We start from the raw sequence: 23441 nt of genomic DNA on the forward strand, positions 1-23441 counted from the left end.
CAAGACCACTGGATCCCCGCCTGCGCGGGGATGACGAATGCCGGTGTCTTCGGAAACCGCTGGCCCGCGCCACGGAGCTGAGAGGGTGGCGGCGTGCAGCCGCACGCAGTGTCGCGCCTGCGGTTGCGCCTGCCTCGGCATCGCGCGCTTCCGCTGTTGCCGTCGCCCCCGCGCAGGCGGGGGCCCAGGAGATGCTCGAGGCAGTCGCTGGAGCACTGGATCCCCGCTTTCGCGGGGATGACGAATACCAGCGTCCTCGGGAGTCGCTGGCCCGCGCCACGGGGCTGAGCGGGTTCCAGCGCGCCGACGTGCGCGCTGTCGCGCCTGCGGTCGGACGCGCGCTGGCGGCGCGTGCTCACGCTTCGCGCTCGCGCATGCGCTGGCTCCAGCGCTGCAGCGGTGGGCCCAGGCGCGTCTGCAGGCGCGGGATTCGGGCCAGGGCTTCGTGCAGGGTGTCGGCGTCTTCGCTGCGCCAGGCGCGCAGCAGCAGACCCAAGCCCACGAACAGCGCGGCGTACAGCACGCCGGCGGCGAAGCGCAGCCAGGGGTCGGCGGTGTGCAGGGCGATCGCGACCGCCGGCAGCGCGGCCAGCACGCCGGCCAGGGCCAGCCGCGACAGCTCGCGCCAGGGCAGGCGCAGGCCAAGCGCGATGCGCGTGCCCAGCACCAGCACGGCCATCAGCAGCAGGCGCGAGGCGGCGTGCGCGGCCAGTGCGCCCATCAGCCCGTAGATGGGAATCCACCACAGGGCCAGGCCGAGCGTGAGCAGGATCGAGCTGCTGGCGATCAGGGCGCGCAGGCGCTGGTGGTCGGTGGTCGACAGCAGGGCACCGAAGGCGCCCTCGCTCAAGGTGAGGCCGCCGATCACCACCATCCAGCGGAACACCTCGGCGACCGGGGCATAGGCGCTGCCGTAGAGCAGCTGCACGGCGAGGTCCGCGGCGAGTGCGGCGCTGCCCGCGAGCAGCAGACCGAAGAACAGGAAGATGCGCACCGCATTGCCGAGCACGCGGCCCACCTGCTCAAGCCCGTGCGCGCCGTAGGCGTGGGCCATCATCGGCATCAGCACGCTGGACAGGCCGGACGAGAGCAGGTCGACGCCGCCGCGGGTCAGCGCAGCGGCGATGGCGAAATAGCCGACCGCCGCGGAACCGGTGAACAGGTTGAGCAGGTAGGTTTCGACCGACTTGTTGCCGAGCGCAGCGGCGATCACCAGGGCGATGGTCCAGTACAGATGCGGGCGCAGGCGCGCCAGCAGCTCGGGCTGCGGGGCGTGGTGCATGCCGCGCACCTCGGCCCGGCGCGCGCCGATCACGCCCAGCACGCCGAAGGCCAGGCTGGTGGCGGTGAACACCAGCAGATAGGCCAGCAGCGAGGCGCCGCGCCAGAACAGCAGGGCCACCGCCAGCGCATTCAGCAGGCCGAGCGCCACGGTGATGCCGGCTTCCAGATCAAAGCGGCCATGCCCCTTGGCCATCGAGATGTAGAAGATGAAGATCGACTTGCCGCTCATGCTGATGAGCGCCAGCGCGGTGAACAGCAGCAGCTGCTCCTGCTGCCAGCCGCTGCGCTCGACGAAAGGCAGGGTCGCGGCATAGCCAAGCGCGACCGCGCCCAGGCACAGCAACTGGCGCCGCCACAGCCAGCCCTGCACGCGCATCGCGCCTTCGCGATCGGCGCGGCCCAGCGATTCCGAAACGAAGCGGATGCCGGTGGTGGTGAGGCCGTTGTTGGCGATGATGCCGAGCATGCCGGACAGCCAAACCAGGTATGCGTAGTGACCGAAGCTCGCGGGGCCGAGGTCGCGCGCGATCAGGGCGCTGACCACGAGGCCCAGCGCGTACACGGCATAGGTCGAGCCGGTCATCATCAGCGCCCCGCGCAGGGCGGCGACGCGGCCGAAGGCGCCGCTCATGCCTGCAGCCTCGCGCACGTCTGCGCCGCCGCGGGCACGCGCGCGCTGTGGAACAATCGCCGCCCGCAGGCGATCGGCCTGCGCCGGCCTGCGAGTGTCTGCGAATGCGCTGCAATGCGTCTGTGGCTCCGCGTCTGCTGCATGTGGTCGATGGGCTCGATACGGGTGGCTTGGAGCGCTTCGTCTGCGACCTGGCGCTGAGCCAGCACGCGGCCGGGCAGTCGGTGGCGGTGTTCAGCCTGAACCGCACGGACGGCTTTCGCGCCGAACTGCAAGCCGGCGGCGTCGAGGTGATCCAGGGCGACAAGCGCGGTGGCTTCGACCGCGCGCTGATCCTGCGGCTGCGCGCGCTGGTGCGCGAGCGCGGCATCGAGCTCGTTCATACGCACAACTTCGTGCCCAACTACTACGCCGCGCTGGCCGTGCTCGGCCTGCGCTGCGCGCTGCTCAACACCTGCCACAACATGGGCACGCGGCTGCGCGAGCGTCGTCTGCGCTGGCTGTTCCGGCTGAGCCTGCTGCGCACCGCACGCATCGCCACCGTGGGTGAAGCAGCGCGCGCGCATCTGGTCGGCGCCGGCCTGCTGCCGGCGGCGCGCACCGTGGCGCTGGACAACGGCATTCCGGTGCAGCGCTTCGCCCGCGGTGAGCGCGCCCGCGCAGCGGCGCGTGAGGTGTTGGGCCTGCCGCTGGATGCGCCGATGCTGGGCTGCGTCGGTCGGCTTGTTGCGCTGAAGAACCATGCGCTTCTGATCGACGTGCTGCCGGATCTTCGCGCGCGCTTCGCCGGTCTGCAGCTGGTGCTGATCGGCGACGGCCCGCTGCGGGCGGAGCTTGAAGAGCAGGTGCGGACGCTGGGTGTTGGCGACTGCGTGAATTTCGCCGGTGACCGCAGCGATGTCGCCCAGCTGCTGTGTGGCTTCGATGTATTCGTGCAGCCCTCGCGCACGGAAGGCCTGTCGATCGCCCTGCTGGAAGCGAGCGCCGCCGGCTGCGCGATCGTCGCCAGCCGCGTGGGTGGCAACCCGGAGATCGTCGCCGAGAGCGAGCGCGGGCGACTGTTCGAGAGCGAGGATGCCGCGGGCCTGCAGGCGGTGCTGGCCGAGCTGCTGTCGGATGCGGCGCAGCGCCGTCGCCTGGGCGATGCCGCGCGCGCCTGGGCCGAGCGCGAAGTCGGCATCGAGCGCGCTCGCGAGCGCTATGCCGCGCTGTATGCGCAGGCGCTTGAAGGCTGAGGGTTGGCGGGAGGTGTGGAGGCGGATGCGCTGACGCGCAGCCGCGGAGTACTTCACTGGGTGCCCGCCCTCGCGGGCACGACGGGCTGAGGGCGCTTCAGGTGCCCGCGACTGCGCAGGCTTTCTTGGAGACGCCTGAGTCGATCCATTTGCGCTCTCTGTAGGAGCCTGCTTGCAGGCGACCGCAGCCTGCGCCCTGCACCCACCCTGCGGGTCGCCAGCAAGCTCGCTCCTACAGACAGCCGGGAGTCGGGAGTCGGGAGTCGGGATTCGTTGGGCGTGCTGCGACGGCTGCGAGACGCTGACGCCGCTCTTTGTAGGAGCCTGCTTGCAGGCGACCGCAGCCTGCGCCCTGCACACACCCTGCGGGTCGCGAGCAAGCTCGCTCCTACATAGAGCCGGGAGTTGGGAGTCGGGATTCGGGATTCGTTGGGCATCGGCGAGCGCGACGCCCCCGCTTGTCGCCCCCGCGCAGGCGGGGGCCCAGGGTGCTGGCCTCGGTGTTGCCTTGTCTTCAAGGCGGCTCACGGTTGTAGCCCAAGGTCGCGACGCAAGGCTTCGCGCAGGGATTCGGAGGTGCTGAAGCCGAGAGCAGGCAGCGCGCTGCGGTAGTCGAAGGCGGTGAACGCGGAGCGCACCTGGAACGGCGTGGGGAAGCTCGCCAGCGGGCCGCGGTGCAGACGGCCCAGGCGCTGAAGCAAACCGCCGAGGCGCGACATCAGAGCCGGACGGATGGGCAGCAGGCGCGGCGCGCGTTTGGCTTCGCGCAGCAGCGCGACGAACTCGCGGCCGCTCAGCATCGGCGCATCCAGCAGGTTGAAGCACTCGCCCTCGAAGCGCGCCGCGCGCTCGATGAAGGCCAGCGCCTGGGCGGCGTGGCGCAGATGGATCATCGGCAGCGGCAAGTCCAGACCGGGCGCCAGCCAGAGGCCGCCCGGCAGCGGCAGCGCAAGTCGACCGGGCAGGCCCAGCGCATCGGGCCCGACCAGGATGCCCGGGCGCGCGATGCAGAGGCTCAGCTGATCGCGGCGCGCGTGATGGAAGACCAGCGCCTCCTGCGCGCACTTGAGATGGGTGTAGGCGTCGCGCTTCCACGGTTCGGGCTCGATTGGCGTGGCTTCATCGACCACGCTGCCGGGCGCGCACTGCGCGGTGGCGTAGACGGCCAGTGAGCTCACGTGCAGCAGGCGCGGCGGCGCGCTGCAGGCGGCGAGCGCATCGAGCACGCAGGTCGTCGAGCCGAGCGTGGCGCGGGCCATGTCTTCGGGGCGGCCGCGCTTGGCGGCGGCCAGCAGGAAGACGGTGGGCGCACCGTCGAACCGCGCGCGCAGGGCTTCGGCATCGTCGAGCGCGTAGCGCTCGATTGCATAGCGCGCGGGGTCGATGCCATCAAGCATCGCGATCAGCGGCGCGGCATCGCTGCTCGGGCGCAGCTGCAGGCGCAGCGGAGCGGCGTCATCGCGCTGAGTCTCCAGCAGGGCGCGCGCCAGATGGCGACCCAGCAGGCCGGAGGCGCCGAGGATCAGGCTGCCGCGCGCGGGTGATGCTGCGACCTCGAGGCTCATGCCGCGCCTCCGTCGTGCGCCGCCCAGGGCATGGGCTCAGGCGCGTCGAAGCGGCTTTCGATCTCGACCACGGCCGGGCCGTCAAGCGCGTTGGAAATCGCCAGCGCGACTTCGGTGATGTGCAGGCAGAAGTGCGCCGACAGCCGCGGTGCGCCGCCCTCGCGGATCGCCCGCGCCAGATCGACCGGACCGAGGCAGAAGTCGACCTTGCGACGACCCTTCGAGGCCGCGATGGCGGCCGCGTCGCCCAGCAGCTTCAGGCGCTGCGCGAAGGGTGCTTCACGCGAGCGGCCCAGCAGTTCGATGCGACCACGCCGACGCACGGGCGAGGTCGGCTTCCAGCAGTCCTCGACCCACAGCGCGCCCTCTTCGCCCGTGATCAGCAGGCGGTGGTCGTGCGGGGCGACGATGCTGCAGGTCAGGCGCGAGACGGCGCCGCCCTCGTGTTCAAGCGCTGCGACCGAGAAGTCCGCGGCCTGGCGCGCCAGCGGTACGTCCATGTTCTTTTCTTGAACGAGTCGCGAAGCGAACGCGGTGACGCGCCTGACCGGGCCAAGCATGGCCACCAGCCAGGTCAGCGCATAGCCGGCGTGCTCCAGGGTGTTGCCGACTTCGAGCTCGTCGACATGCGGCCAGGGCGCGCCGCTGGCGCCGATCCAGCGTCGATAGGCCATGCGGTGCAGCAGGCCGTCGTCCATCTCGGCATAGGCGAGATAGGGCCGACCGATGCGGCCGTCGCGCAGGGCTTTCCACAGCGTCTGCGCGGGCCGGCCGAGCAGGCGGCTGGGCGCACCCGAGAGCAGCAGGCCGCGCGCTTCGGCCAGCGCCACCAGCGCGCGCGCGTCGTCCACGCGCATCGCCAGCGGCTTCTCGGAATAGACGTGCTTGCCGGCCTCAAGACAGGCGCGGCTGACGGCGTAGTGCGCGTGCGGGTTGGTCAGGTTGAGAACGAGCTCGACGCCCGGGTCGGCCAGCAGGCTGGCCAGATCAGGAAAGACCTCGACGCCGTGCCGACGGGTGAACGCAAAGCTGCGTCCGGGGTCGCAGTCGAACACGCCGCGGAGATGCAGCTGCGCGTGTTTGCGCAGGGTTTCGAGGTAGAGATCGGCGACGAAGCCGCAGCCGATGATCGCGATGCCGACCGCCGCCTGCGTGCTCATCGGGGCTTCCAGATGTCCTGTGCCGGCCGGCGCAGGATGTCGATGAAGCCGCGCACCACGCAGAGCTGCATCTGCACGAAGCCGCTGACCAGGCCGGCCAGCGGCAGGCGCTTCAGCGCGGGCACGGCGGGTGTGAGCAGGCCCAGCGCCCAGGCGCCGAGATGCGGCAGCAGCAGCAGGGCCCAGACGTCGCTGTAGCGCGCCAGCATCAGGTGCGAGACCAGGGCGAGCGCGAGCAGCAGCGGCCCGGCGAGACGCAGCAGCTTGTGCCCGACGAAGCGCAGGAACAGCGGATTGGCGACCGGGTTCAGCAGCCGCGGCTCGAGCGCCAGCAGCTGGAAGTTGCCGGCCAGCGTGCGCACCTTGCGCCGACTTTCCTGCTCAAGCTCGGCGCTGGGCCGGTCCCAGGCGATGGCGCCGGCCTCGAACAGCACGCGCTCGCCGGCCATCGCGCGGCGCATCGGAATCAGCACGTCGTCGAGGAGGGTCTGCGGCGGGATCGGCGTGTAGTCGGCGCGGCGCATGACGTAGAGCGCGCCGCTGACGCCGATTACGGAACCGGTGGCCGACTCCAGGCCGCGCACGCGCTTCTCGTAGCGCCAGTAGGCATCGACCGTGTGGCCAAAGCCCTGGGTGCCTTCAGCCTCGAAGGCAAGCTCGCCGCCGACCACACCGACGCCGGGCTGCAGCAGGCGCGCGACCAGCAGACGCGCAGCGCTGGGCTCGATGCGCTGGCGCACATCGCAGAACAGCAGGGCTTCACCCTCGGCCGCGGCCACGGCGTCGTTGAGGCAGGCGGCCTTGCCGCGGCGCTGGGCGAAAGCCAGCACGCGAAGGCGCGGGTCCTCGATCGCGCGCGCGGCGGCTTCAGTGCCGTCGCTGCTGCCGTCGCAGGCCAGCACCACCTGCAGGCGGTCGGCGGGATAGTCCAGGCTGAGAACATTGCGCAGCTTGCGCGCGATCGCGGCCTCTTCGTTGTGGGCGATCAGGATCACGCTGAGCCGCGGCCACTGGCGCGGCTCGGGTGCGGGTGAGGCAGGCTCGGCGCCGCGGGCGCGCAGCCACAGCAGCAGCGGATAGCCGAGCCAGGTCAGCGCGACCAGGCCGGCGCTCGCGAACAGCAGCGCTTTCCAGAGCATCAGGCGGTCTCTTCGACGCGGCGCGGCGCGTAGGCCGGGCGCGCGATGCGGTAGTCGCGGTACTGGCCGGGGTTGCCGGCCTCACCGGCCTCGGCCGCCTTGACGATGTTGTACATCTCGCGCGCCGAGACGTAGTGCAGCTGCCAGCGCTCGCCGTCGTTGTACTCGCGCTCCAGGTGGGCGAAGGCCTCGCGCATCGGCGCGCCGAGCAGGGTGTCGAGATCGCATTCCTGGGTGCCGTGGGTGTGGATCTTGACGAAGATCCATTCCGGCCGGCCTTCGACGTGGACGCCGGTGCGCACCCAGTGGTCGATGCGCGCGGGCTCGGGCGGGCTGACCGCGCGGATGTCCGAGTTCTCGATGCGCGGCAAGAGGCCGAACTTGCGGCGCCGGAAGTTCAGGCCCAGCACGCCCTGGATCAGCATCAGGTCGCCCCAGGGCTTGCCGCCGACGCGCACGCGCTGGCCGCGGTCGTGTGACTTCGGCTGCTGCGGGTCGTCCTTGGCGTAGTAGATGCGGTTGATGGTGCTGGGCTGGGTCGGATCAGGCGCCGAGGGAAAGGTGAAGTCGGCGTAGCAGCCCTCTTCGCGCAGGATGATCAGCTCGTTGTTGATGCCGCAGCCGCGGCCCTCGGGGTGGCTGTTGTCCAGCGCCCAGTTGCCGTGGATGAAGGCCCACTGCGGCTGGCCGGTCGATGGATCGACCGGCAGCGCGTCGTGGCGCTCGACCAGCTGGCGGGTGAAGCGGCGCAGGGTCTCGCGCAGGTTGGCCTCGGTGTCGTTGTCGTGGTGCAGGTGCACCTCGATCTCGCCCAGCCCGAGGCGACACATCTCGACCAGGGCGTCGAGATGTTCGGGGCGGTATTCCTCTTCCGGGTAGAAGAAGGTGTGCACCGGCGGGCGGCCATCGGCGTCACGATGGCCCTCGCAGACCTTGGGGTAGTCGCGGCGCCAGCGCGCCACCCGCGCGCATTCGCTGGCGTAGTCGGCGCGGCCCCACTTCGGCTCGTAGTGGTCGACGAAGCAGAACATCAGGTGGCGGGTCGCGCCCTTCGGCGCAGGCGCGCGCCAGTCCTGCCGCAGCCAGGCGCTGAGCCAGCCCAGCACGTGCTTGCGATGGGCGAGGTAGAGCACCGCGCCGAAGCCGGCAAAGCCGGTCAGCAGCAGCAGGGCGAACAGCAGGGTGAGGCTCATGGGGTCCTCGCTGCGGCAGTGGCCGCGGGCGCTGGGAGTGGGGAGGTGTCGTTCATCCGGTGAAGCGTTCCAGCACGATGAAAGCGTAGACGGCGACGATGCTGCCGAAGGCGGCGACGCCGCTCATCAGCTGCCAGCGTGGCGCCGGCCAGTAGTGGGCTTGCATCCCGGCCGTTGCCGCCTGGCGCGCCGCCCAGGCCGCCGCGATGCACAGGCCGAGCAGCAGATACAGCAGGGGCTGATAGGTGCGCGACAGGAACCAGGCGCAGGCCAGGAAGCCCAGCAGGGCCACGCGCAGGGCTTCGGCCATGCGCGCCTGCGCCGAGCCGGGCTCCGCCAGCTGGGTGACCTGCGACAGCTCGCGCCAGGCCAGCACCAGCAGGGCCACCCAGGGCAGCAGCCCGAACAGGCCCAGCTCGGCGAAGCAGAGCACAAAGCTGTTGTGCGCGGTCAGCGGATGGTGGTCGGTGAAGGCCCCATAGCCGACGCCGAACATCGGGTTCTCGCGGAACATCTGCAGGCCGTCGTACCAGGCGTCGATGCGCTGGCCGGCCGACTGCTCCTGGGTCGAGAACTCGCGCCCCCCGGCGAGACCCAGGCCCATGGCGGCGACCAGTCCCACCGTGCCGAGGATTGCGGTGCGCACATTGCCCAGCCAGCGGCGCAGGCCGAGCAGCACCAGCACGGCGACGCCGAGCACCGCGCCGCGCGAGTGGGTGAGGTAGATCGAGTACAGCATCAGCGCCATCGGCAGGCCGACGATCACGGCATTGCGGATCAGCCGGCGCGGCCGCCAGGCGAGTGCGAGCAGGGGCAGGCACATCACCAGGGCCTGGCTGAAGTCGTTGGGGTCGTTGAGGATGCCGAGCCCGCGCACGCGCCACAGGTTCTGGCCGCTGTCGTCCTCGGCCGGCACGCCGGTGTAGCCCGCCGCCAGCAGGTCGGCCTCGCTCCCGGTGCCCTGGCGAAGCACGAAGTCCTCGGCGCGGTAGCCGGTCTCGAAGGCGTTCACGGTGAACGCTGCCAGCACCAGCATGCACAGGGTCACGGTGGCGAGGGTCCACTGCAGGCGACGCAGGCTGGTGAGGTTCATCGCCGCCAGCAGCAGCAGGAGGACCGAGGCGCTGAAGTCGGAGATCGCCTCGACGGCACCCCCGGCCCAGCCATTGGCGATGCGCGACAGCGCGATCGCGACGATGAAGGCCAGCAGCAGGCCGGCGTGCACCGGCCGTAGGGCGATGCGACGCTGCATCAGGGTCGAGAACACCGCCGCCGCGAAGGCCAGCAGCCACAGCACCAGCATCGGCCGCGCTTCCGCCAGGCCCGGCGCGAACAGCTCGACCGGGCGCAGGAAGGTGAAGGCCACATAGAGCAGGAACAGGGCGAAGGCCATGGGCGGCGGGTCCGACCCTCAGCCGCGACGCGGGGCGAAGGCCGACGCGGCGACCACAGCGGGCGCGCGCGGCCCGGGGCTGGATGCAAGCCGCGGTCGAGTCAGCATCACGTTTCAAACCCCTGTTCTGTGCTTTGCATCGCATTTTCTTTGCAATAGACTGCGATGGCAATCACGATTATCGACGAATCCAAGCCCGATGACCACGAACCCCGTCGCCTCGCCCGCGGCCGTCCAGCGCGTGCTCTACCACCACCGCACCCAGGGCAAGGCCGTGGAGGGCGTGCATATCCGCGGCATCACCGACGCCCTGCGCGCCGAGGGGATCGCCGTGGACATCATCAGCCTGCCCGGCGCCGACCCCTATTCCAGCCCCAAGGCGATGTCGCCGACCCAGCAGGCGCGCAGCTACATGCGCTGGGTGGCCAAGCTGCCGGAGCCGCTGTTCGAGCTGGCCGAGCTCGGCTACAACGCGGTCGCCGGCTGGCGCCTGCTGGCCTATCTGCGGCGCCAGCGCGATGTCGGCCTGATCTACGAGCGCTATTCGCTGTTCATGTGCATCACCGTGCTGATCGCGCGGCTGAAGCGGATCCCGCTGATTCTGGAGGTCAACGATTCGGCGACGGTGCATCGGGTGCGGCCGCTCTTCTTCCAGCGCCTGGCGATGTGGATCGAGCGCTGGGTATTCCGGCGCGCCGACGGCCTGGTCTTCGTGTCCTCGATCTTCCGCGACCGCGCGCGCGCGGCCCACGGCGAGATCGCGCCGGCGATCGTCACTCCGAATGCCGCCAACATCGACAAGTTCAGCTTCACCCAGGCCCAGCGCGACGAAACCCGGCAGCGCTATGGCCTGGAGGGCAGCGTGGTCTGCGGCTATCTCGGCGCCTTCGTGCCCTGGCATGCGATCGACGCCTTCGTGCACCGCATCGCCGACCACCTGGCCGGCGATGCGCAGCTCAAGCTGCTGCTGGTCGGCGACGGCGCGACCTTTCCGGCGCTGAAGGCATTTGTGGAGCAGCGCGGCCTGTCGGATCGGGTGATCCTGACCGGACGCGTGCCGCACGACGCGGTGCCCGGCCTGCTGGCAGCGATGGACATGGCCATCCTGCCCAGCGCCGGCGACTACACCTCGCCGGTGAAGCTGTTCGAGTTCATGGCCTGCGCGATCGCGCCGATCGCGCCGGACTTCGAGCCGATCAAGGAAGTGCTGGTCGAGGACCACACCGGCTGGATGTTCAAGGCCGGCGATCTCGATGCGGCGGTGCAGGCGGTGCTGGAACGCAGCCGCGATCGCGAGGGCCTGCAGCGGGTCGGCCAGGCCGCGCGCGCCTATGTCGCGGCTGAGCGGCAGTGGCGGCACAACATTCTGCAGCTGCTGGAGTTCCGTGGGGCGCTGCTGGCCGGGGAGCAGGCGGCGGCGAGCGCTTGAGCGGTTCGCAGGTCTGACGGGGCGGGCGTTGGCGCGCGACGGGCAGATTCGGTCGGGCGGGGGGCGGGGCGTCGCAGGTTCCGGGGATTCCGCAAGAGTCCTGGTGCGCCACAGGCGCACCCTACTCAAGATGTTTCCGCATCTCGCGAGGGCGTGGTGCGCCACAGGCGCACCCTACTTCACAACATTTGTCGCGGCAGTGGAGCTGCGCTCGCGACGGGACGTTCATTGGCCGCCGCACGACGCGGGACACCCGCGTAGGGTGCGCGTGTCGCGCACCATCGCTCGCCCGTCGGTGCGCCTGCGGCGCACCGACGCCCGCGCATGACCCCCGATCAGCGCGCGGCCGTGGCCAACAGCTCTCGACATACGCCCAACGTATCCATCGCCACATCGTCCCAGCTGCGCCTCAGGCGCGCTGCCATGCCTGCGTGGTCCCAGTCGCGGCCAAGCGCGTCGCGCAGCGCCGCTTCCAGCGCCGCAGCGTTGCGCGGCGGCACCAGCAGGCCGCTGTCGGCATCGACGATCTCGCCGGTGCCGCCGACCGTGGTCGCCACCACCGGACGACCGCAGGCGATCGCCTCGACCACCACGTTGGGATAGCCCTCCGACCAGCTCGGCAGGGTCAGCAGGTCGCAGGCGCCGATCCAGCGCGCCACGCCCTCGGGCTCGAAGGCGCCGGGCAGGTGCACGGCCTTGCGCAGCCCTCGGGCCTCGATCAGGGCGTCAAGCTCGGCGCGCATCACTCCATCGCCGACCAGCACGAGCTGCCGGCGCGGGTCTTCTCGATGCAGGGCTTCGAAGGCGGCGAACAGCTCGCGCATGCCCTTGGCCTCGACGAAGCGGCCGACGTAGAGAATCAGCTTCGCCTGTGGTTCGAGCCCGAGTTCGGCCCGCAGCGCGGCCTGCGCGCGCGGATGGAAGACGCCGGTATCGAAGCCGTTGATCACCGCGCGCGTGCGCTGCGGGTCGGCGCCGTAGTCGGCAATGGCGGTTTCGCGCATGGCGCGGCTGACGGTGAGCAGGCGGTCGCAGCCGCGCACCACGCGGCGGGTCAGCCAGCGGTTCAGGCCGGAGCGCACGTGGATGTCCGAGCCGCGCGCGCCGAGCACGCAGGGCAGGCCGAGCGCACGCGCCGCCGCCAGCGCGCCGGCGCCTTCCGGATACAGCCAGTAGCCAAGCACGAGGTCGGCATCGAAACGCTGGATGCGTGGCTTGAGCGCGCGCCCGCAGACCCAGCCGTTGCTCAGGCGCGAGAGGCCCGGCAGCGCCGGATAGGTCAGGGCTTCGAGATCGATGCCAGGCAGGCGGTAGTCGCTGCCGACCACGCCTTCCAGAAAGCTGCGCGGCTTCAGGCCCGGCAGGCGCGGGTAGTCGGCCTGGGCGAAGAACACCCGGACTTCGGCCAGCTTGGACAGCGCGCGCGCGGTTTCGTGGATGTAGCGACCGCGGGTGGGATCGTGGGGAACCGGCAGGATCGGCGTGACCAGGGCGATGCGGGGCATGGGCGCTCGGCGTCGAAACGGACAGGGCCCGGCGTTGGCCGGGCCCTGCATGTTAAACCGTGAACGGGTTCGCGGTTTATGGGTCGAGAGCGGCTGCCTCAGAGGCCTTCAAAGCCGTGGCCGAAGATCCGCCCGGTCTGTGCGGCGTTCTGCGCCTGCCAGCGACCGAGCAGATCGACGAAGGCCTCGGCGACCTGGGTGCTAGCGGGCTGGCCGGAATGGCTGGCGGTATTGACGCCGTGGCAGCCGTCGCAGGCGCGCACTTCGCCCGGCTGCACGGTGAGCCAATAGCGCTCACGCACCACTGGTTGGCCATTGGGTGCGGTGGTCTGCCAGACCAGGGCGCGGCCGGCAGGGACGAAGGCGGCCACCGAGCCATCGGCGGCGATCCGCACGCTGCCGCCAGGCGCGCCCGGCGCCGGCGGGTTCTGCGCCAGCGCCTCGGCCTCGTGCATGGGCACCGCCAGCACCCGGCGCCCGGGACGCGGGCTGCTGCTGCCCAGGGTCAGGCCGCGGATCTGGTCGGCCTGCAGGAACTGCATGTGGCTGATCGTGTAGACGGTGCCGCTGGCGTTCGGCGGGTTCTGGTGGGTGCTGCCGTCGACGCGGAGATTGAAGGGCTGCTGGCGATCCGCGCGATCGCGGGTGGTGACATCGCGCATCACCACCACGCCGAGATTGCGCTCGCGAAGGAAGTCGCGGAAGGCCTGCAGGTCGACGCCCGCCTGGGCGATGGCGGTCTGCTCGGGGGCTTCCAGGGTCTCGGTCGTCAGCGGTGGCGCGGGGCGCGCCCGCACTTCGACCGCGCCCAGCTCCCACATCGGGCCTTCATAGGTGACCCGCACATCCGGATCCCAGTATTCGACGCGGCGGACGATGCCGGTGCTGCCCAGCAGGGGCGTGGCCGCGGCCGCGAGGCTGCCGTTGCTGGCCACGCTCAGCCGGGTCAGGCGGTACTTGTGGCTGGGGTTGGGGTTGGCCCGCGTGCCGAGCTCGCGGGCCAGCCCGGTGGTGGCCGTGTGCGAGGCGATCACGCTGCCGTCCGACAGCGGCAGCGGATTGCGGTAGTGGCCGCTGTGGTTGGCCGTGCTGACCGTGCCGCCGGTGTCGGGATGGGTCACTGACTGCAGCTGGATCTGGTCGGGGTTGGCGCCCATCGCGCCGTTGAAGCGGAGGATCTGGCCACCGCTCAGGGTGCCGAACTCGGGGGCATTCAGCGCATAGAAGCGCCCCGGCTGGGTCGGGTCTTCGGCCAGGTGCAGCAGGTTCAGCAGGCGATAGCTGTTGCCGCCCGAAGGGATGAAGTCGCGCAGGTTGGCGTCATTGGTGAAGCTGCGCTGGAAGTAGCTGTGCAGCTCGTGGCGGCCGACATGGTTCAGGGTCAGCGCAGCGGTGCCGTCCTGGTTCACCTGCCAGGGAAAGAAGTGGTTGAAGCGCAGGCCCTCGACCTGCGAGCCGGACACGGCGATGCGCGGCTCCGGGAAGTGCTCGGTACGCTCGGTGGTGCGCACCGAACCCACGGCCTCCGAGCTGTAGTTGAAGGCGCCGTAGGGGTTGGAGCTGCCTTCGTTCTGCTGGTCACGCTGCAGATGGTCCCAGCGCGAGAACACCACGCGGCCGGAAGAGTCGACCAGCGGATCGAAGGAGCCCGAGGGCGAGTGCTCCAGCATCTTCAGCTCGCCGCTGGGGCTGAGCTTCCACAGCCCGCTGACAGTCGGGGTGGACTCGTATTCGTCGAGCTGCGGGTACAGATGACGCTCGCCGCTGCGCGGACGGTCCGAGGCGAAAATGATCGCGCCGTCCGAGCCATAGGTCGGCTGGATGTTGTTGAAGTTCTGCGGCTGCTCGGCAACCCGGGTGATGACAGCCGTCTGGCCCTGACCGAGGCCGGTGACCTCGTAGAGCTGCCAGTAGAAGTTGTCGGCGGCGTACTGTTGAGCGGGCGCGCCGACCACCATGCTGAAGACCGCCTTGGTGCCCGACCAGTGCACGGCCGGATCGCGCACGGCGATCGAGTTCGCGCCCTGGAAGCTCGCCGCGGTGCCGAAGCCGGCCTCGCGGGTCAGGTTGCGCAGGCTGCCGTCGGGGTAGCGGATGTACAGATCACCGCCGCGCCCGGTCAGGGCGATGCTGGCGCGGTGGTTGCCGAATACCGAGCCGATCGCCGCGAAGTCGGCCGAGATCGGCATCTGGGTGACGAACAGGATCGGATGCGGCGTGGTCTGCGGGCTGGTCTGGGCGCGCACCGGTGACGGCGCGGCCAGGGCCGAGGCCAGGACGAGGGCGATGCTGCTGAAAAAGGCGGGGAGACGGGTCATGGGCTTGGCACCATTGTTTACAGGGCCAGACTACGGACCCGCCCGACGCCCTTTCGCGGGGCAGTTGGCACAATCGCGAAACAATTCGGTGATGCATTGCGCAGCTTGAAAAATCCGTTTTGCGACGCTTAGTTGCGATCACATGCTGAGTGAGAACTGGAACACGTGGGGCGCGGTCGGCGCGGCCGTTCGCCGAGCCTCGGCGAATCTGGCCCGAGGGTCCGCCAAACCACGGGCTGGCATCGGATCATTTTTGTGGACTGGCGCACATTTTCGTCGCCCGACTGGTATCTTTGCGCCCCTTCGGAGCCCTGCTCCCGGAGCCCTCCATGGTCCGTCCGATCCCACCATCCGCAGGCGCGAATGCCGCGCCGATCCAGAACTCCGGCTCGCTGGTCGCCGCTGCCGGCGCATGCGCCCGCGTGAAAAGGCCCGCGGCATGAGCGCGATCGCGTTCGCGCCCGTCCGGATCCACGGCCTCGACACCTGGCTGGCCGGGCTGCACGCCGCGGCCACGCCGGGCAAGCCCACCGTGCTGGTGGTGCCGCCCTTTCCCCACGAGTGGCAGCGCGGCTACCGGCTGTTCGCCTTGCTGTCGCAGGCACTGGCCGGGCACGGCATCGGCAGCCTGCGCTTCGATGCCAGCGGCTGCGGCGACTCCTGCGGCGACGATGAAGCCTTCAGCCTGGACCAGCTGCAGGCGGATCTGCAGCTGGCCCTGGACTGGCTGCGCGCCTTGGGCGCCGGCCCAATCGTGTTGCTGGGCGTGCGCGCGGGCGCGCTGGCCGCTTCTGCGGTCGCGCAGCGGCAGGGCATGGACTGGATCGGTTGGCAGCCGGTCGCCGTAGGCAGCGACTACCTCGCAGCGCTTGAAGCGCGCGAGGCCCGCGAGCTGCGCAACCGCAGGCGCTTTGGCGCCCGACTGCCGCTTGGCGAGGTCGATCCGCACTGCCTGCTCGGGCATCGTCTGCATCCGGGCCTGCGCGGGCAGCTGCGCTCGGCGCGGGTGGGCCAGCCCGCGCGCTTCAGCGTGGACGCCGAGCTGCCCGCCGCACTCGCCTCGTGGGTTGAGGAGATCGACCTGGCGACGCCGTTTCCACTGCCGCAGGTGCGTGCGCTGGCGGCCGAGCTGGCGCCGCGCCTGGAGGCCCGCGCATGAGCGAGTCGCTGCTTGAGCTGGGTGCGGGTCGCTTCGGCGTACTGCAGGCGCCAGCGTCCCCCGGCGCCGTCGTCTTCGTGCTGCTGAACGCCGGCGCCGTGCACCGTCAGGGCCCCTTCCGGCTCTACGTGCAGCTGGCGCGCCGGCTGGCGGCGAGCGGGTTCGCCAGCTTCCGCTTCGATCAACCCGGCATTGGCGATGCCGTGCTGGCGGGCGAGCAGCCGCAGCTGGACGGTCTGGCCGCTGTGCTGGACCGGCTGGCGGCGCGCACCGGCTGCCGGCGCTTCGTGGTGGGCGGCATCTGCAGCGCCGCGGATGCGGCCTGGCAGCTCGCCCTGCAGGACACCCGGGTGTGCGGGCTGCTGCTGCTGGATGCGGTCGCCTATGCGCCGGGCTGGTATCGGCTCGGCCGCTGGCTGCGGCGACGCTCGCCCTCGGCCATGCTGAGCGCGCTGCTTCGCCGCCTGCGGCCGCAGCGCCATGCCTTGGCGGGCGCGCCCGCGGCCGTCGAGGCGGACTATCGGAACTGGCCGAAGCCGGAGGAAGCGGGGCCGCAGCTGGCCGGGTTCTGCGCGCGCGGGGTCGAAACGCTTGCCCTGTACACCGGCGGCATTGCGCACTACTTCCTGCATCGACGACAGTTCGCGGCCACTTTCGGACCGGCCGCGCAGGATCGCCATGTGCGCTTCGACTACTGGCCCGAAGTCGATCACCTGTTCTATCGGCCGGCGGATCGCGAGCGCCTGATCGAACACATCTGCGGCTGGGCGCGCGAGCGCTTCGCCGGCGACGCGAACGGCCCCCAGCAAGGATCCCCATGAGTCACAGCCCCATCCTGGTCACCGGCGGCGCCGGCTACGTCGGCAGCCATGTGGTGCTGCAGCTGGTCGAGGCCGGCGAGCAGGTCGTCGTGCTCGACAACCTCAGCACCGGCTTCCGCGAGGCGGTGCTCGGCGCGGAGCTCATCGTCGGCGAGGTCGGCGACCGCGACGCAGTCGAGGCGCTGCTGCGCGCGCGCGGCATCCGCACGGTGCTGCACTTCGCCGCACGCACAATCGTGCCCGAATCGGTCGCCGACCCGCTGCGCTACTACGGCAACAACACCTGCGCCACGCGCAATCTGCTGGACGCCTGTGCACGTTCAGGCGTGGAGCATTTCGTGTTCTCGTCGACTGCGGCGGTCTATGGCATCCCGGCCAGCGGCCGCGCCCGCGAGGATGCACCCACCGCGCCGATCAATCCCTACGGCACCAGCAAGCTGATGAGCGAGTGGATGCTGCGCGACCTGTCGGCGGCGAGCGCGCTGCGGCATGTGGCCCTGCGCTACTTCAACGTCGCCGGCTGCGATCCGCAGGGCAGGATCGGCCAGTCGACCGAGCGTGCCACCCTGCTGGTCAAGGTGGCGGCCGAAGCCGCGGTCGGCGCGCGTCCGGCGGTGCAGGTGTTCGGCACCGACTATCCGACGATCGACGGCACCGGCGTGCGCGACTACATCCACGTGGTCGACCTCGCCGCGGCGCATCTGGCCGCCCTGCGCTACCTGCGCGAAGGCGGCGCCTCGGTGACCTTGAATGCGGGCTACGGCCACGGCTACAGCGTGCGCGAGGTGCTGGCGTCGATGTCGCGTGCGGCCGGGACGGCCGTGCCGCAGGTCGATCAGCCGCGTCGTGCAGGGGACCCGCCGGAGCTGGTGGCGGACTGCGCGCGGATCGGCGAGGTGCTGGGCTGGCGGCCAGCGCTGGATGACCTGGATGCGATCTGTGCCAGCGCCCTGGCCTGGGAGCGGCGACTGCATGCCCGGCGCGGATGAGGCCTCGGCGGCCTGGCCACTGGCCCTGTTCGTCGGGCTCAGCCTGCTTGGCCTGATCGGCCTGCTGCTGCCGCTGCCCGAGAGCAGCGCTGGTGTGCGGCTGGCGCTGAACCTCGCCCACCTGCCGCTGTTCGCGCTGTGGAGCGGCCTGCTGCTGCGCCTGCATCTGCAGCTGCGCGGCCCTGACCGGGCGCTGGCGGTGTGCACCGCGATCGCCCTGCTGGTGGCGGTAGGCAGCGAGGCCGCGCAGGCGCTGCAGCCGAGTCGCGAGGTCGATCTGCGCGATGTGTTCAGCAATCTGGCCGGCGTCGGGCTGGGTCTGGCAATCGTGCGATGGCGCTGGCGCGCGCGGTTCGCGGCGGGCTGAACTGGGCTCAGAATGGCGGGCCTTGGAGGCATTTCTCATTGACCGGGCGCATGCGCCCGCAGCGGAGCTGATCCCATGTGTGGAATCGTTGGTGCCGTGGCCGAGCGCGATATCGGTGCGATCCTGATCGCCGGCCTGCATGCGCTGGAATACCGCGGCTATGACTCGGCCGGCTTGGCCGTGCTCGAACAGGGCCAGCTGCAGCGTCGTCGCGCCAAGGGCAAGGTGCGTGATCTCGAACAGCTGCTGGCCGAACAGCCGGTGGCGGCGAGGATCGGCATTGCCCACACCCGCTGGGCCACCCACGGCGTGCCCAGCACCCACAACGCGCACCCGCATGTGTCGGCGGATCGCGTCTCGGTGGTGCATAACGGCATCATCGAGAACCACGCCGAACTGCGCGCCGAGCTGCAGGCGGCCGGCTATGTGTTCACCTCGGAAACCGACACCGAGGTCATCGCTCATCTGGTCGAATCACTGCTGAAGCAGGGCCAGGACCTGCGCGCCGCCGTCGTCACGGCGACCCAGCGCCTGCATGGCGCCTATGCGATCGCGGTGCTGTCCAGCGACGAGCCGGGGCGCCTGATCGGTGCACGCCGCGGCAGTCCGCTGGTGGTCGGCATCGGCATCGGCGAGCACTTCCTGGGCTCGGACGTGCAGGCCCTGCTGCGGGTCACCAACCGCTTCGTCTACCTGCAGGAAGGCGACATCGTCGAGATCCGCCGCGACGGCTATGCGGTGTTCGACGCCAGCGGCATCGCGGTCGAACGCGAGGAGCGGGTGACGGATCTGTCGGCCGATGCGGTCGAGCGCGGCGAGTACCGCCACTACATGCTGAAGGAGATCCACGAGCAGCCGGAAGCGGTGGCGCGCACGCTCGAAGGCAGGATCAGCGGCGAGCGCATCCTGCCGAACGTGTTCGGCGTCGATGCAGAGCCGCTGCTGGCCAAGGTGAAGCAGCTGCACATCGTCGCCTGCGGCACCAGCTACCACGCCGGCATGGTCGCCAAGTACTGGATCGAAGCGCTGGCCGGCCTGCCCTGCTCGGTCGAGGTCGCGAGCGAGTACCGCTATCGCACCACCGTCGTGCCCGAAGGCACGCTGTTCGTCGCCATCTCGCAGTCGGGCGAAACCGCCGATACCCTGGCGGCGCTGCGCTCGGGACGCGAGACCTCACGCTACCTGGGCGCGCTTGCCGTCTGCAACATGCCGGAGTCCTCGCTGGTACGCGAGTCCGATCTGGTGCTGATGACCCGTGCCGGCCCCGAGATCGGCGTTGCTTCGACCAAGGCTTTCACCACCCAGCTGGCCGCGCTCGCCCTGCTGACCCTGGAGCTGGGTCGCCTGAACGGCATGGCCGAGCAGAAGTACGCGCGGTTGGTGAACCAGCTGGCCTCGCTGCCGCGTCTGGTCGCCGAAGCGCTCAAGCTGGAGCCGCAGGTGCACGCGCTGGCCGAGCGTTTCGTCGACAAGCAGCACGCGCTGTTCCTCGGTCGCGGTGCCAGCTATCCGATCGCCATCGAGGGTGCGCTGAAGCTGAAGGAGATTTCCTACATCCACGCCGAGGCCTATCCGGCCGGCGAGCTGAAGCACGGCCCGCTGGCCCTGGTCGACGAGCACATGCCGGTGATTGCGGTGGCGCCGAACAACCAGCTGCTGGAAAAGCTCAAGTCCAATCTTGAGGAGGTTCGCGCACGCGGCGGCGAGCTGTTCGTCATCGCCGACAACGAGGTCGAGGTGCCCTTGGCGCCCGAGCGCGGTGCGGTGCTGAAGCTGGAGTCCGGCGGCAACCTGATCGGACCGGCGGTGTTCAACATCCCGCTGCAGCTGCTGGCCTACCACGTCGCCGTGCTCAAGGGCACCGATGTCGACCAGCCGCGCAACCTCGCAAAGTCGGTCACGGTGGAATGAGCCGCATGTCTACGGTGCTCAGCGTCAACCTCAACAAGATCGCGGTGCTGCGCAATTCGCGCGGCGGCAGCGAGCCCTCGATGCTGCGCGCCGCGCAGACCGTGGTGGATGCGGGCGGGCTGGGCATCACCCTGCACCCGCGCCCGGATTGCCGCCACGTGAGGCCGCAGGACGTGCTCGACATCGCCGCTTGGCGGCCGGAGGGCGTGGAGCTGAACCTCGAAGGCAATCCCTTCGCTGGCGCGCGTCCGGGCTACCCCGGCTTCATCGAACTGGTCGAGGCCGCGCGCCCGCAGCAGGTGACTCTGGTACCCGACGATGACGGCCAGATCACCTCGGACCACGGGTTCGACCTGGTGCGCGATGCGCCGGTGCTGGCGCCGATCGTCGCCCGGCTGCACGCGCTCGGCGCCCGCGTCAGCGCCTTTGTCGATCCGGGCAGCGCCGGTGCTGCTGCTGGTGCGGCGATCGGCCTGGATCGCATCGAGGTCTACACCGGCCCCTATGCCCAAGCCTTTGCAGCGAGCAGCGCGGATACCGCCCTCGACGACTGCGCGCTGACGGCGTCGGATGCGCAGACGGCCGGGCTGGGCGTCAATGCCGGACACGACCTGAGCCAGGCCAATCTGGGCCTGTTCGTTTCACGCGTGCCGGGTGTGGCCGAAGTGTCGATCGGACACGCACTGATCGGCGAAGCCCTGTACGCGGGGCTGGACGCCACGGTGCGAGCCTATCTGCGGATCTTGGCGGAAGCTTCTTTCCGCTGAGTGCCTCCGGCGATCCTGCACGGTTACGGGTGCAGCGCCTGCGGGTCAGCGGGCGCTGCACACCGGCGTTTCCGGGTTCAGTGCGTCTGCAGCTCGAACCGCTCCAGTCCGTGACCGCGTGCCAGCGCCAGCACCTCGGTCATCCGCGCGTAGGCGGCTTCTGGTGCCACGTCGATCTGCAGCACGGGCGGCTGCTCGCGCAGGGCCTCCATCTGCAGGATGCGATCCAGGGCTGCGAGGCTCATGGGACTGCCGTCCAGCTGCAGACTGCCGGCGGCGTCGATGCGCAGCGCCAGCTGGGACAGTTCGAGGTCTGGCTTCGGGGGCGTACCGGCGAGCGGCAGCTCGATCTGTCGCACCACCACCGGCGCTGCCACCAGGAAGATGATGAGCAGAACCAGCATCACGTCCACCAGCGGGGTGATGTTGATCTCGGCGTTGTCCGAGCGTGCAGAAGCATCCGCATTCATGAAGGCCATGGTTGCTCTCCCACCTGGGCCATCCCTTGCCTGCTGGCCGGCCTCCGAGGCCGATGACGGCACACGCCGCTGGTTCGAGACTGCGCCGGAACTCAGCGCGTCTGCAAGCGCACCGGGCGCTTATGAACAGATCGGCGCGCTGCGCTTGAGCGCTTTCTGCACCCATCACCGCTGGTGTTCGTGCTGCGCGCATGGGTGGGGCTGAACTGGAGCGCATGGCCCGCGGCTTGGCGCCCGCGGGTTCTGGCAAAGACGGCTTGCGCCGGATGCGGCAGTAACGTGGCGACCTGACGCTTGGACACTCCGCCGCCGGAAAGCACAAGGCCGCCCGAGGGCGGCCTTGCAGGTTCAGCGGGGCCCCAAGGACGCTTACAGCGTCTCGACGAAGCCGATCTTCTTCATGTCCGCGTTTTTGGCCGTGGACAGGACTTCGGTCAGCACGTGGTATTGCACTTCCTGGTTGGCTTCGATCTCAAGCAGGGGCTGCGGATCACGGCTGGCTTCCACGCGCAGCGAGGGCAGCAGGGCGGCCTTCGGCATGGGCGAGTTGTCCCAGAACAGGCCACCGTCAGCATCGATGCGCAGGCGAATCGGCATCGGCGGATCGACGATTTCCTCGGGCTGCTTGTTGCTCTGCTGCGGCAGATCGATCTCGATCTCACGCGTCAGCATCGGCGCCGTCACCAGGAAGATGATCAGCAGCACCAGCATCACGTCGACCAGCGGCGTGACGTTGATGTCCGCCATCGCACCGCCGCCACCGCCAGTTGTAAATGCCATGGTGGATTCCTCTTAGCGTTCCGGGGTGATGACGAAGCCGACCTTGGCCATGCCGACGTCCTTGGCGATCTTGACGACGTCCGAGACCACGCGGTAGCGGGTGGTCCGGTCGGCGCGGATCTCCACGCGCGGCTGCGGCTTCTTCTGCGCTTCGACGGCCAGCTGCGATTCCAGCAGGCTGCGCTGGATCGGCTGGTCGTTCCAGTACATCTCGCCGTTGTCCTTGATCGCGATGGTGATGGGCTGGCCCGGGACCAGCGCGGCCTCGGGCACTTCCAGCCTGTTCTCCGGCAGCTTCACCTGGATCTTGTGGGACATCAGGGGCGCCGTGATCATGAAGATGATCAGCAGCACCAACATCACGTCGACCAGCGGCGTGACGTTGATTTCCGCCATCGGCCCGCCCTGCTGCTCGTTACCGCTGCTGAAGGCCATTGCTCAAAACTCCCGGTTCAACCGACGGCTCAACGCTTGGACGAACCTTCGCCGACGCGCGAGCCGGTGGCGAAGAAGTCGTGCAGGTCATGGGCGAAGGCGTCGAACGCCGCGTTGGTGGTGCGGTTCGCACGGTTGAAGAAGTTGTAGGCCATCACCGCCGGAATCGCGACGACCAGACCCAGCGCGGTCTTCAGCAGCGCCTCACCGACGGGACCTGCAACGGCGTCCAGCGATGCGGAGCCGGAGGCACCGATCTTGATCAGGGCCTTGTAGATACCCCAGGTGGTACCGAGCAGGCCGATGAAGGGCGCGGCCGAGCCGGTGGTGGCAAGGATGGTCATGCCGTTCTCGAGCTTCGAGCTCTCGCGTGTGACGGCCTGGCGCAGGGCGCGGTCGATGAACTCGGAGCGCGACAGCGTCTCGGCAAGGCGCGAACCCTCGTTCTTCTGGTGATGGGCAGCGGCGACCGCGCAGTCCAGGGCGATCTTGGAGAACGGCTCGTTGGCCGGCTGCTCTTCCATGAAGCGGATGGCCTCCTGGGCGTTGCTGGTTTCCCAGAACGTACGGATGACGTGGTTGGCACGCGCCTTGATGACCTGGTTCTGGATGGTCTTGACGACCGTGTAGTACCAGCAGGCGATCGACATCAGCACCAGGGTGACGACCACGACCCAGGTGACGGCAAACTCGCCAGGGTTGGCCACCATGTTGTTCAGCAGGCTGGAGATACCCATCTCCTTCAGCGCTGCTGCATTCGTATCCGCGACGACGCCACCGATGACCTGATCCATCGGCGCCGGCGTGGCAGCCTGGGTAGCAGCTGCGGCTGCCGGCGTGTTAGAGGCTTCTTGGAGCATTTCCTTACCCTTTTGCTAGTG

The 23441-nt window shown here is 69.8% G+C and carries 20 protein-coding genes; 8 read left to right on the forward strand and 12 right to left on the reverse strand.

Features of this window, described 5'->3' with window-relative positions:
• Positions 1-355: 355 nt before the first annotated feature.
• Positions 356-1915, reverse strand: coding sequence for an oligosaccharide flippase family protein (locus Q0654_RS17170; RefSeq protein ID WP_298856147.1), 1560 nt, complete (start codon positions 1913-1915; stop codon positions 356-358).
• Between the two features lie 122 nt (positions 1916-2037).
• On the opposite strand from Q0654_RS17170, the gene Q0654_RS17175 reads away from it, so the two are divergent.
• Positions 2038-3150 carry a glycosyltransferase gene (locus Q0654_RS17175; RefSeq protein WP_298856149.1) on the forward strand — a complete coding sequence of 371 codons (1113 nt, stop codon included), beginning with the start codon at positions 2038-2040 and terminating at the stop codon, positions 3148-3150.
• Between the two features lie 524 nt (positions 3151-3674).
• On the opposite strand, the gene Q0654_RS17180 is transcribed toward Q0654_RS17175, so the two are convergent.
• Genes Q0654_RS17180 through Q0654_RS17200 form a run of 5 tightly spaced genes read right to left on the reverse strand, consistent with a single transcriptional unit; the run spans position 3675 to position 9600 of the window.
• The gene (locus tag Q0654_RS17180; protein ID WP_298856151.1) at positions 3675-4715 is read right to left on the reverse strand and encodes an NAD-dependent epimerase/dehydratase family protein; all 1041 of its coding nucleotides are present in this window, start codon (positions 4713-4715) and stop codon (positions 3675-3677) included.
• A complete protein-coding gene (locus Q0654_RS17185; protein ID WP_298856153.1) occupies positions 4712-5875 on the reverse strand; it encodes a Gfo/Idh/MocA family oxidoreductase in 1164 nt (387 codons plus the stop codon). Before Q0654_RS17185 ends, Q0654_RS17180 begins: the two co-directional genes overlap by 4 nt.
• On the reverse strand, positions 5872-7014 hold the full coding sequence (locus Q0654_RS17190; protein WP_298856154.1) for a glycosyltransferase family 2 protein: 1143 nt from the start codon (positions 7012-7014) through the stop codon (positions 5872-5874). Before Q0654_RS17190 ends, Q0654_RS17185 begins: the two co-directional genes overlap by 4 nt.
• Positions 7014-8207, reverse strand: a complete 1194-nt coding sequence (locus tag Q0654_RS17195; RefSeq protein ID WP_298856156.1) for a hypothetical protein — start codon at positions 8205-8207, stop codon at positions 7014-7016. The genes Q0654_RS17190 and Q0654_RS17195 overlap by 1 nt, the downstream gene beginning before the upstream one ends.
• Positions 8208-8259: 52 nt before the next feature.
• Positions 8260-9600 (reverse strand): O-antigen ligase family protein, encoded by a 1341-nt coding sequence (locus Q0654_RS17200; RefSeq protein ID WP_298856158.1) that lies wholly within the window; start codon positions 9598-9600, stop codon positions 8260-8262.
• A gap of 199 nt (positions 9601-9799) precedes the next feature.
• On the opposite strand from Q0654_RS17200, the gene Q0654_RS17205 reads away from it, so the two are divergent.
• Positions 9800-11029, forward strand: coding sequence for a glycosyltransferase family 4 protein (locus Q0654_RS17205; protein ID WP_298856160.1), 1230 nt, complete (start codon positions 9800-9802; stop codon positions 11027-11029).
• 335 nt (positions 11030-11364) lie between these two features.
• Here Q0654_RS17205 and Q0654_RS17210 read toward each other — a convergent pair whose 3' ends face one another.
• Together Q0654_RS17210 and Q0654_RS17215 are read right to left on the reverse strand one after the other, a co-directional pair.
• Positions 11365-12534 (reverse strand): glycosyltransferase, encoded by a 1170-nt coding sequence (locus tag Q0654_RS17210; RefSeq protein ID WP_298856162.1) that lies wholly within the window; start codon positions 12532-12534, stop codon positions 11365-11367.
• Positions 12535-12632: 98 nt separating this feature from the next.
• The gene (locus tag Q0654_RS17215) at positions 12633-14852 is read right to left on the reverse strand and encodes a hypothetical protein (protein ID WP_298856163.1); all 2220 of its coding nucleotides are present in this window, start codon (positions 14850-14852) and stop codon (positions 12633-12635) included.
• 439 nt (positions 14853-15291) lie between these two features.
• On the opposite strand from Q0654_RS17215, the gene Q0654_RS17220 reads away from it, so the two are divergent.
• From Q0654_RS17220 to Q0654_RS17245, 6 genes are all read left to right on the forward strand, one after another.
• Positions 15292-16011, forward strand: coding sequence for a hypothetical protein (locus tag Q0654_RS17220; RefSeq protein WP_298856165.1), 720 nt, complete (start codon positions 15292-15294; stop codon positions 16009-16011).
• A complete protein-coding gene (locus Q0654_RS17225; protein ID WP_298856167.1) occupies positions 16008-16832 on the forward strand; it encodes a hypothetical protein in 825 nt (274 codons plus the stop codon). The genes Q0654_RS17220 and Q0654_RS17225 overlap by 4 nt, the downstream gene beginning before the upstream one ends.
• Positions 16829-17821: a UDP-glucose 4-epimerase GalE gene (gene galE, locus Q0654_RS17230; RefSeq protein WP_298856168.1), complete on the forward strand. Its 993-nt coding sequence runs from the start codon at positions 16829-16831 to the stop codon at positions 17819-17821. Before Q0654_RS17225 ends, galE begins: the two co-directional genes overlap by 4 nt.
• A complete protein-coding gene (locus Q0654_RS17235; RefSeq protein WP_298856170.1) occupies positions 17805-18188 on the forward strand; it encodes a VanZ family protein in 384 nt (127 codons plus the stop codon). Before galE ends, Q0654_RS17235 begins: the two co-directional genes overlap by 17 nt.
• Before the next feature lie 75 nt (positions 18189-18263).
• On the forward strand, positions 18264-20099 hold the full coding sequence (gene glmS / locus Q0654_RS17240) for a glutamine--fructose-6-phosphate transaminase (isomerizing) (RefSeq protein WP_298856172.1): 1836 nt from the start codon (positions 18264-18266) through the stop codon (positions 20097-20099).
• A 5-nt stretch (positions 20100-20104) separates the two neighbouring features.
• A complete protein-coding gene (locus Q0654_RS17245) occupies positions 20105-20866 on the forward strand; it encodes a pyridoxine 5'-phosphate synthase (RefSeq protein ID WP_298856174.1) in 762 nt (253 codons plus the stop codon).
• Positions 20867-20943: 77 nt separating this feature from the next.
• On the opposite strand, the gene Q0654_RS17250 is transcribed toward Q0654_RS17245, so the two are convergent.
• The 4 genes from Q0654_RS17250 to Q0654_RS17265 all read right to left on the reverse strand — a co-directional run bounded on the left by Q0654_RS17250 (position 20944) and on the right by Q0654_RS17265 (position 23354).
• On the reverse strand, positions 20944-21345 hold the full coding sequence (locus tag Q0654_RS17250) for a biopolymer transporter ExbD (protein ID WP_298856177.1): 402 nt from the start codon (positions 21343-21345) through the stop codon (positions 20944-20946).
• A 369-nt stretch (positions 21346-21714) separates the two neighbouring features.
• Positions 21715-22125, reverse strand: coding sequence for a biopolymer transporter ExbD (locus Q0654_RS17255; RefSeq protein WP_298856179.1), 411 nt, complete (start codon positions 22123-22125; stop codon positions 21715-21717).
• Between the two features lie 12 nt (positions 22126-22137).
• The gene (locus Q0654_RS17260) at positions 22138-22560 is read right to left on the reverse strand and encodes a biopolymer transporter ExbD (RefSeq protein WP_298856181.1); all 423 of its coding nucleotides are present in this window, start codon (positions 22558-22560) and stop codon (positions 22138-22140) included.
• 29 nt (positions 22561-22589) lie between these two features.
• Complete coding sequence (locus tag Q0654_RS17265) at positions 22590-23354, reverse strand: MotA/TolQ/ExbB proton channel family protein (protein ID WP_298856184.1); 765 nt, start codon at positions 23352-23354, stop codon at positions 22590-22592.
• Positions 23355-23441 lie beyond the last annotated feature (87 nt).

It is taken from the genome of uncultured Aquimonas sp., from assembly GCF_937888285.1.
Lineage (GTDB): Bacteria > Pseudomonadota > Gammaproteobacteria > Xanthomonadales > Xanthomonadaceae > Aquimonas.

Bases quoted from the DNA above. Each gene is read 5' to 3' on its own strand.
- Q0654_RS17260 (WP_298856181.1), bottom strand. From the start codon at position 22,560: ATGGCCTTCAGCAGCGGTAACGAGCAGCAGGGCGGGCCGATGGCGGAA.
- Q0654_RS17250 (WP_298856177.1), bottom strand. From the start codon at position 21,345: ATGGCCTTCATGAATGCGGATGCTTCTGCACGCTCGGACAACGCCGAG.
- glmS (WP_298856172.1), top strand. From the start codon at position 18,264: ATGTGTGGAATCGTTGGTGCCGTGGCCGAGCGCGATATCGGTGCGATC.
- Q0654_RS17200 (WP_298856158.1), bottom strand. From the start codon at position 9,600: ATGGCCTTCGCCCTGTTCCTGCTCTATGTGGCCTTCACCTTCCTGCGC.
- Q0654_RS17265 (WP_298856184.1), bottom strand. From the start codon at position 23,354: ATGGATCAGGTCATCGGTGGCGTCGTCGCGGATACGAATGCAGCAGCG.
- Q0654_RS17245 (WP_298856174.1), top strand. From the start codon at position 20,105: ATGTCTACGGTGCTCAGCGTCAACCTCAACAAGATCGCGGTGCTGCGC.
- Q0654_RS17190 (WP_298856154.1), bottom strand. From the start codon at position 7,014: ATGCTCTGGAAAGCGCTGCTGTTCGCGAGCGCCGGCCTGGTCGCGCTG.
- Q0654_RS17170 (WP_298856147.1), bottom strand. From the start codon at position 1,915: ATGAGCGGCGCCTTCGGCCGCGTCGCCGCCCTGCGCGGGGCGCTGATG.
- Q0654_RS17180 (WP_298856151.1), bottom strand. From the start codon at position 4,715: ATGAGCCTCGAGGTCGCAGCATCACCCGCGCGCGGCAGCCTGATCCTC.
- Q0654_RS17225 (WP_298856167.1), top strand. From the start codon at position 16,008: ATGAGCGAGTCGCTGCTTGAGCTGGGTGCGGGTCGCTTCGGCGTACTG.
- Q0654_RS17255 (WP_298856179.1), bottom strand. From the start codon at position 22,125: ATGGCATTTACAACTGGCGGTGGCGGCGGTGCGATGGCGGACATCAAC.
- Q0654_RS17205 (WP_298856160.1), top strand. From the start codon at position 9,800: ATGACCACGAACCCCGTCGCCTCGCCCGCGGCCGTCCAGCGCGTGCTC.
- Q0654_RS17195 (WP_298856156.1), bottom strand. From the start codon at position 8,207: ATGAGCCTCACCCTGCTGTTCGCCCTGCTGCTGCTGACCGGCTTTGCC.
- Q0654_RS17185 (WP_298856153.1), bottom strand. From the start codon at position 5,875: ATGAGCACGCAGGCGGCGGTCGGCATCGCGATCATCGGCTGCGGCTTC.
- Q0654_RS17235 (WP_298856170.1), top strand. From the start codon at position 17,805: ATGCCCGGCGCGGATGAGGCCTCGGCGGCCTGGCCACTGGCCCTGTTC.
- Q0654_RS17210 (WP_298856162.1), bottom strand. From the start codon at position 12,534: ATGCCCCGCATCGCCCTGGTCACGCCGATCCTGCCGGTTCCCCACGAT.
- Q0654_RS17220 (WP_298856165.1), top strand. From the start codon at position 15,292: ATGAGCGCGATCGCGTTCGCGCCCGTCCGGATCCACGGCCTCGACACC.
- galE (WP_298856168.1), top strand. From the start codon at position 16,829: ATGAGTCACAGCCCCATCCTGGTCACCGGCGGCGCCGGCTACGTCGGC.
- Q0654_RS17215 (WP_298856163.1), bottom strand. From the start codon at position 14,852: ATGACCCGTCTCCCCGCCTTTTTCAGCAGCATCGCCCTCGTCCTGGCC.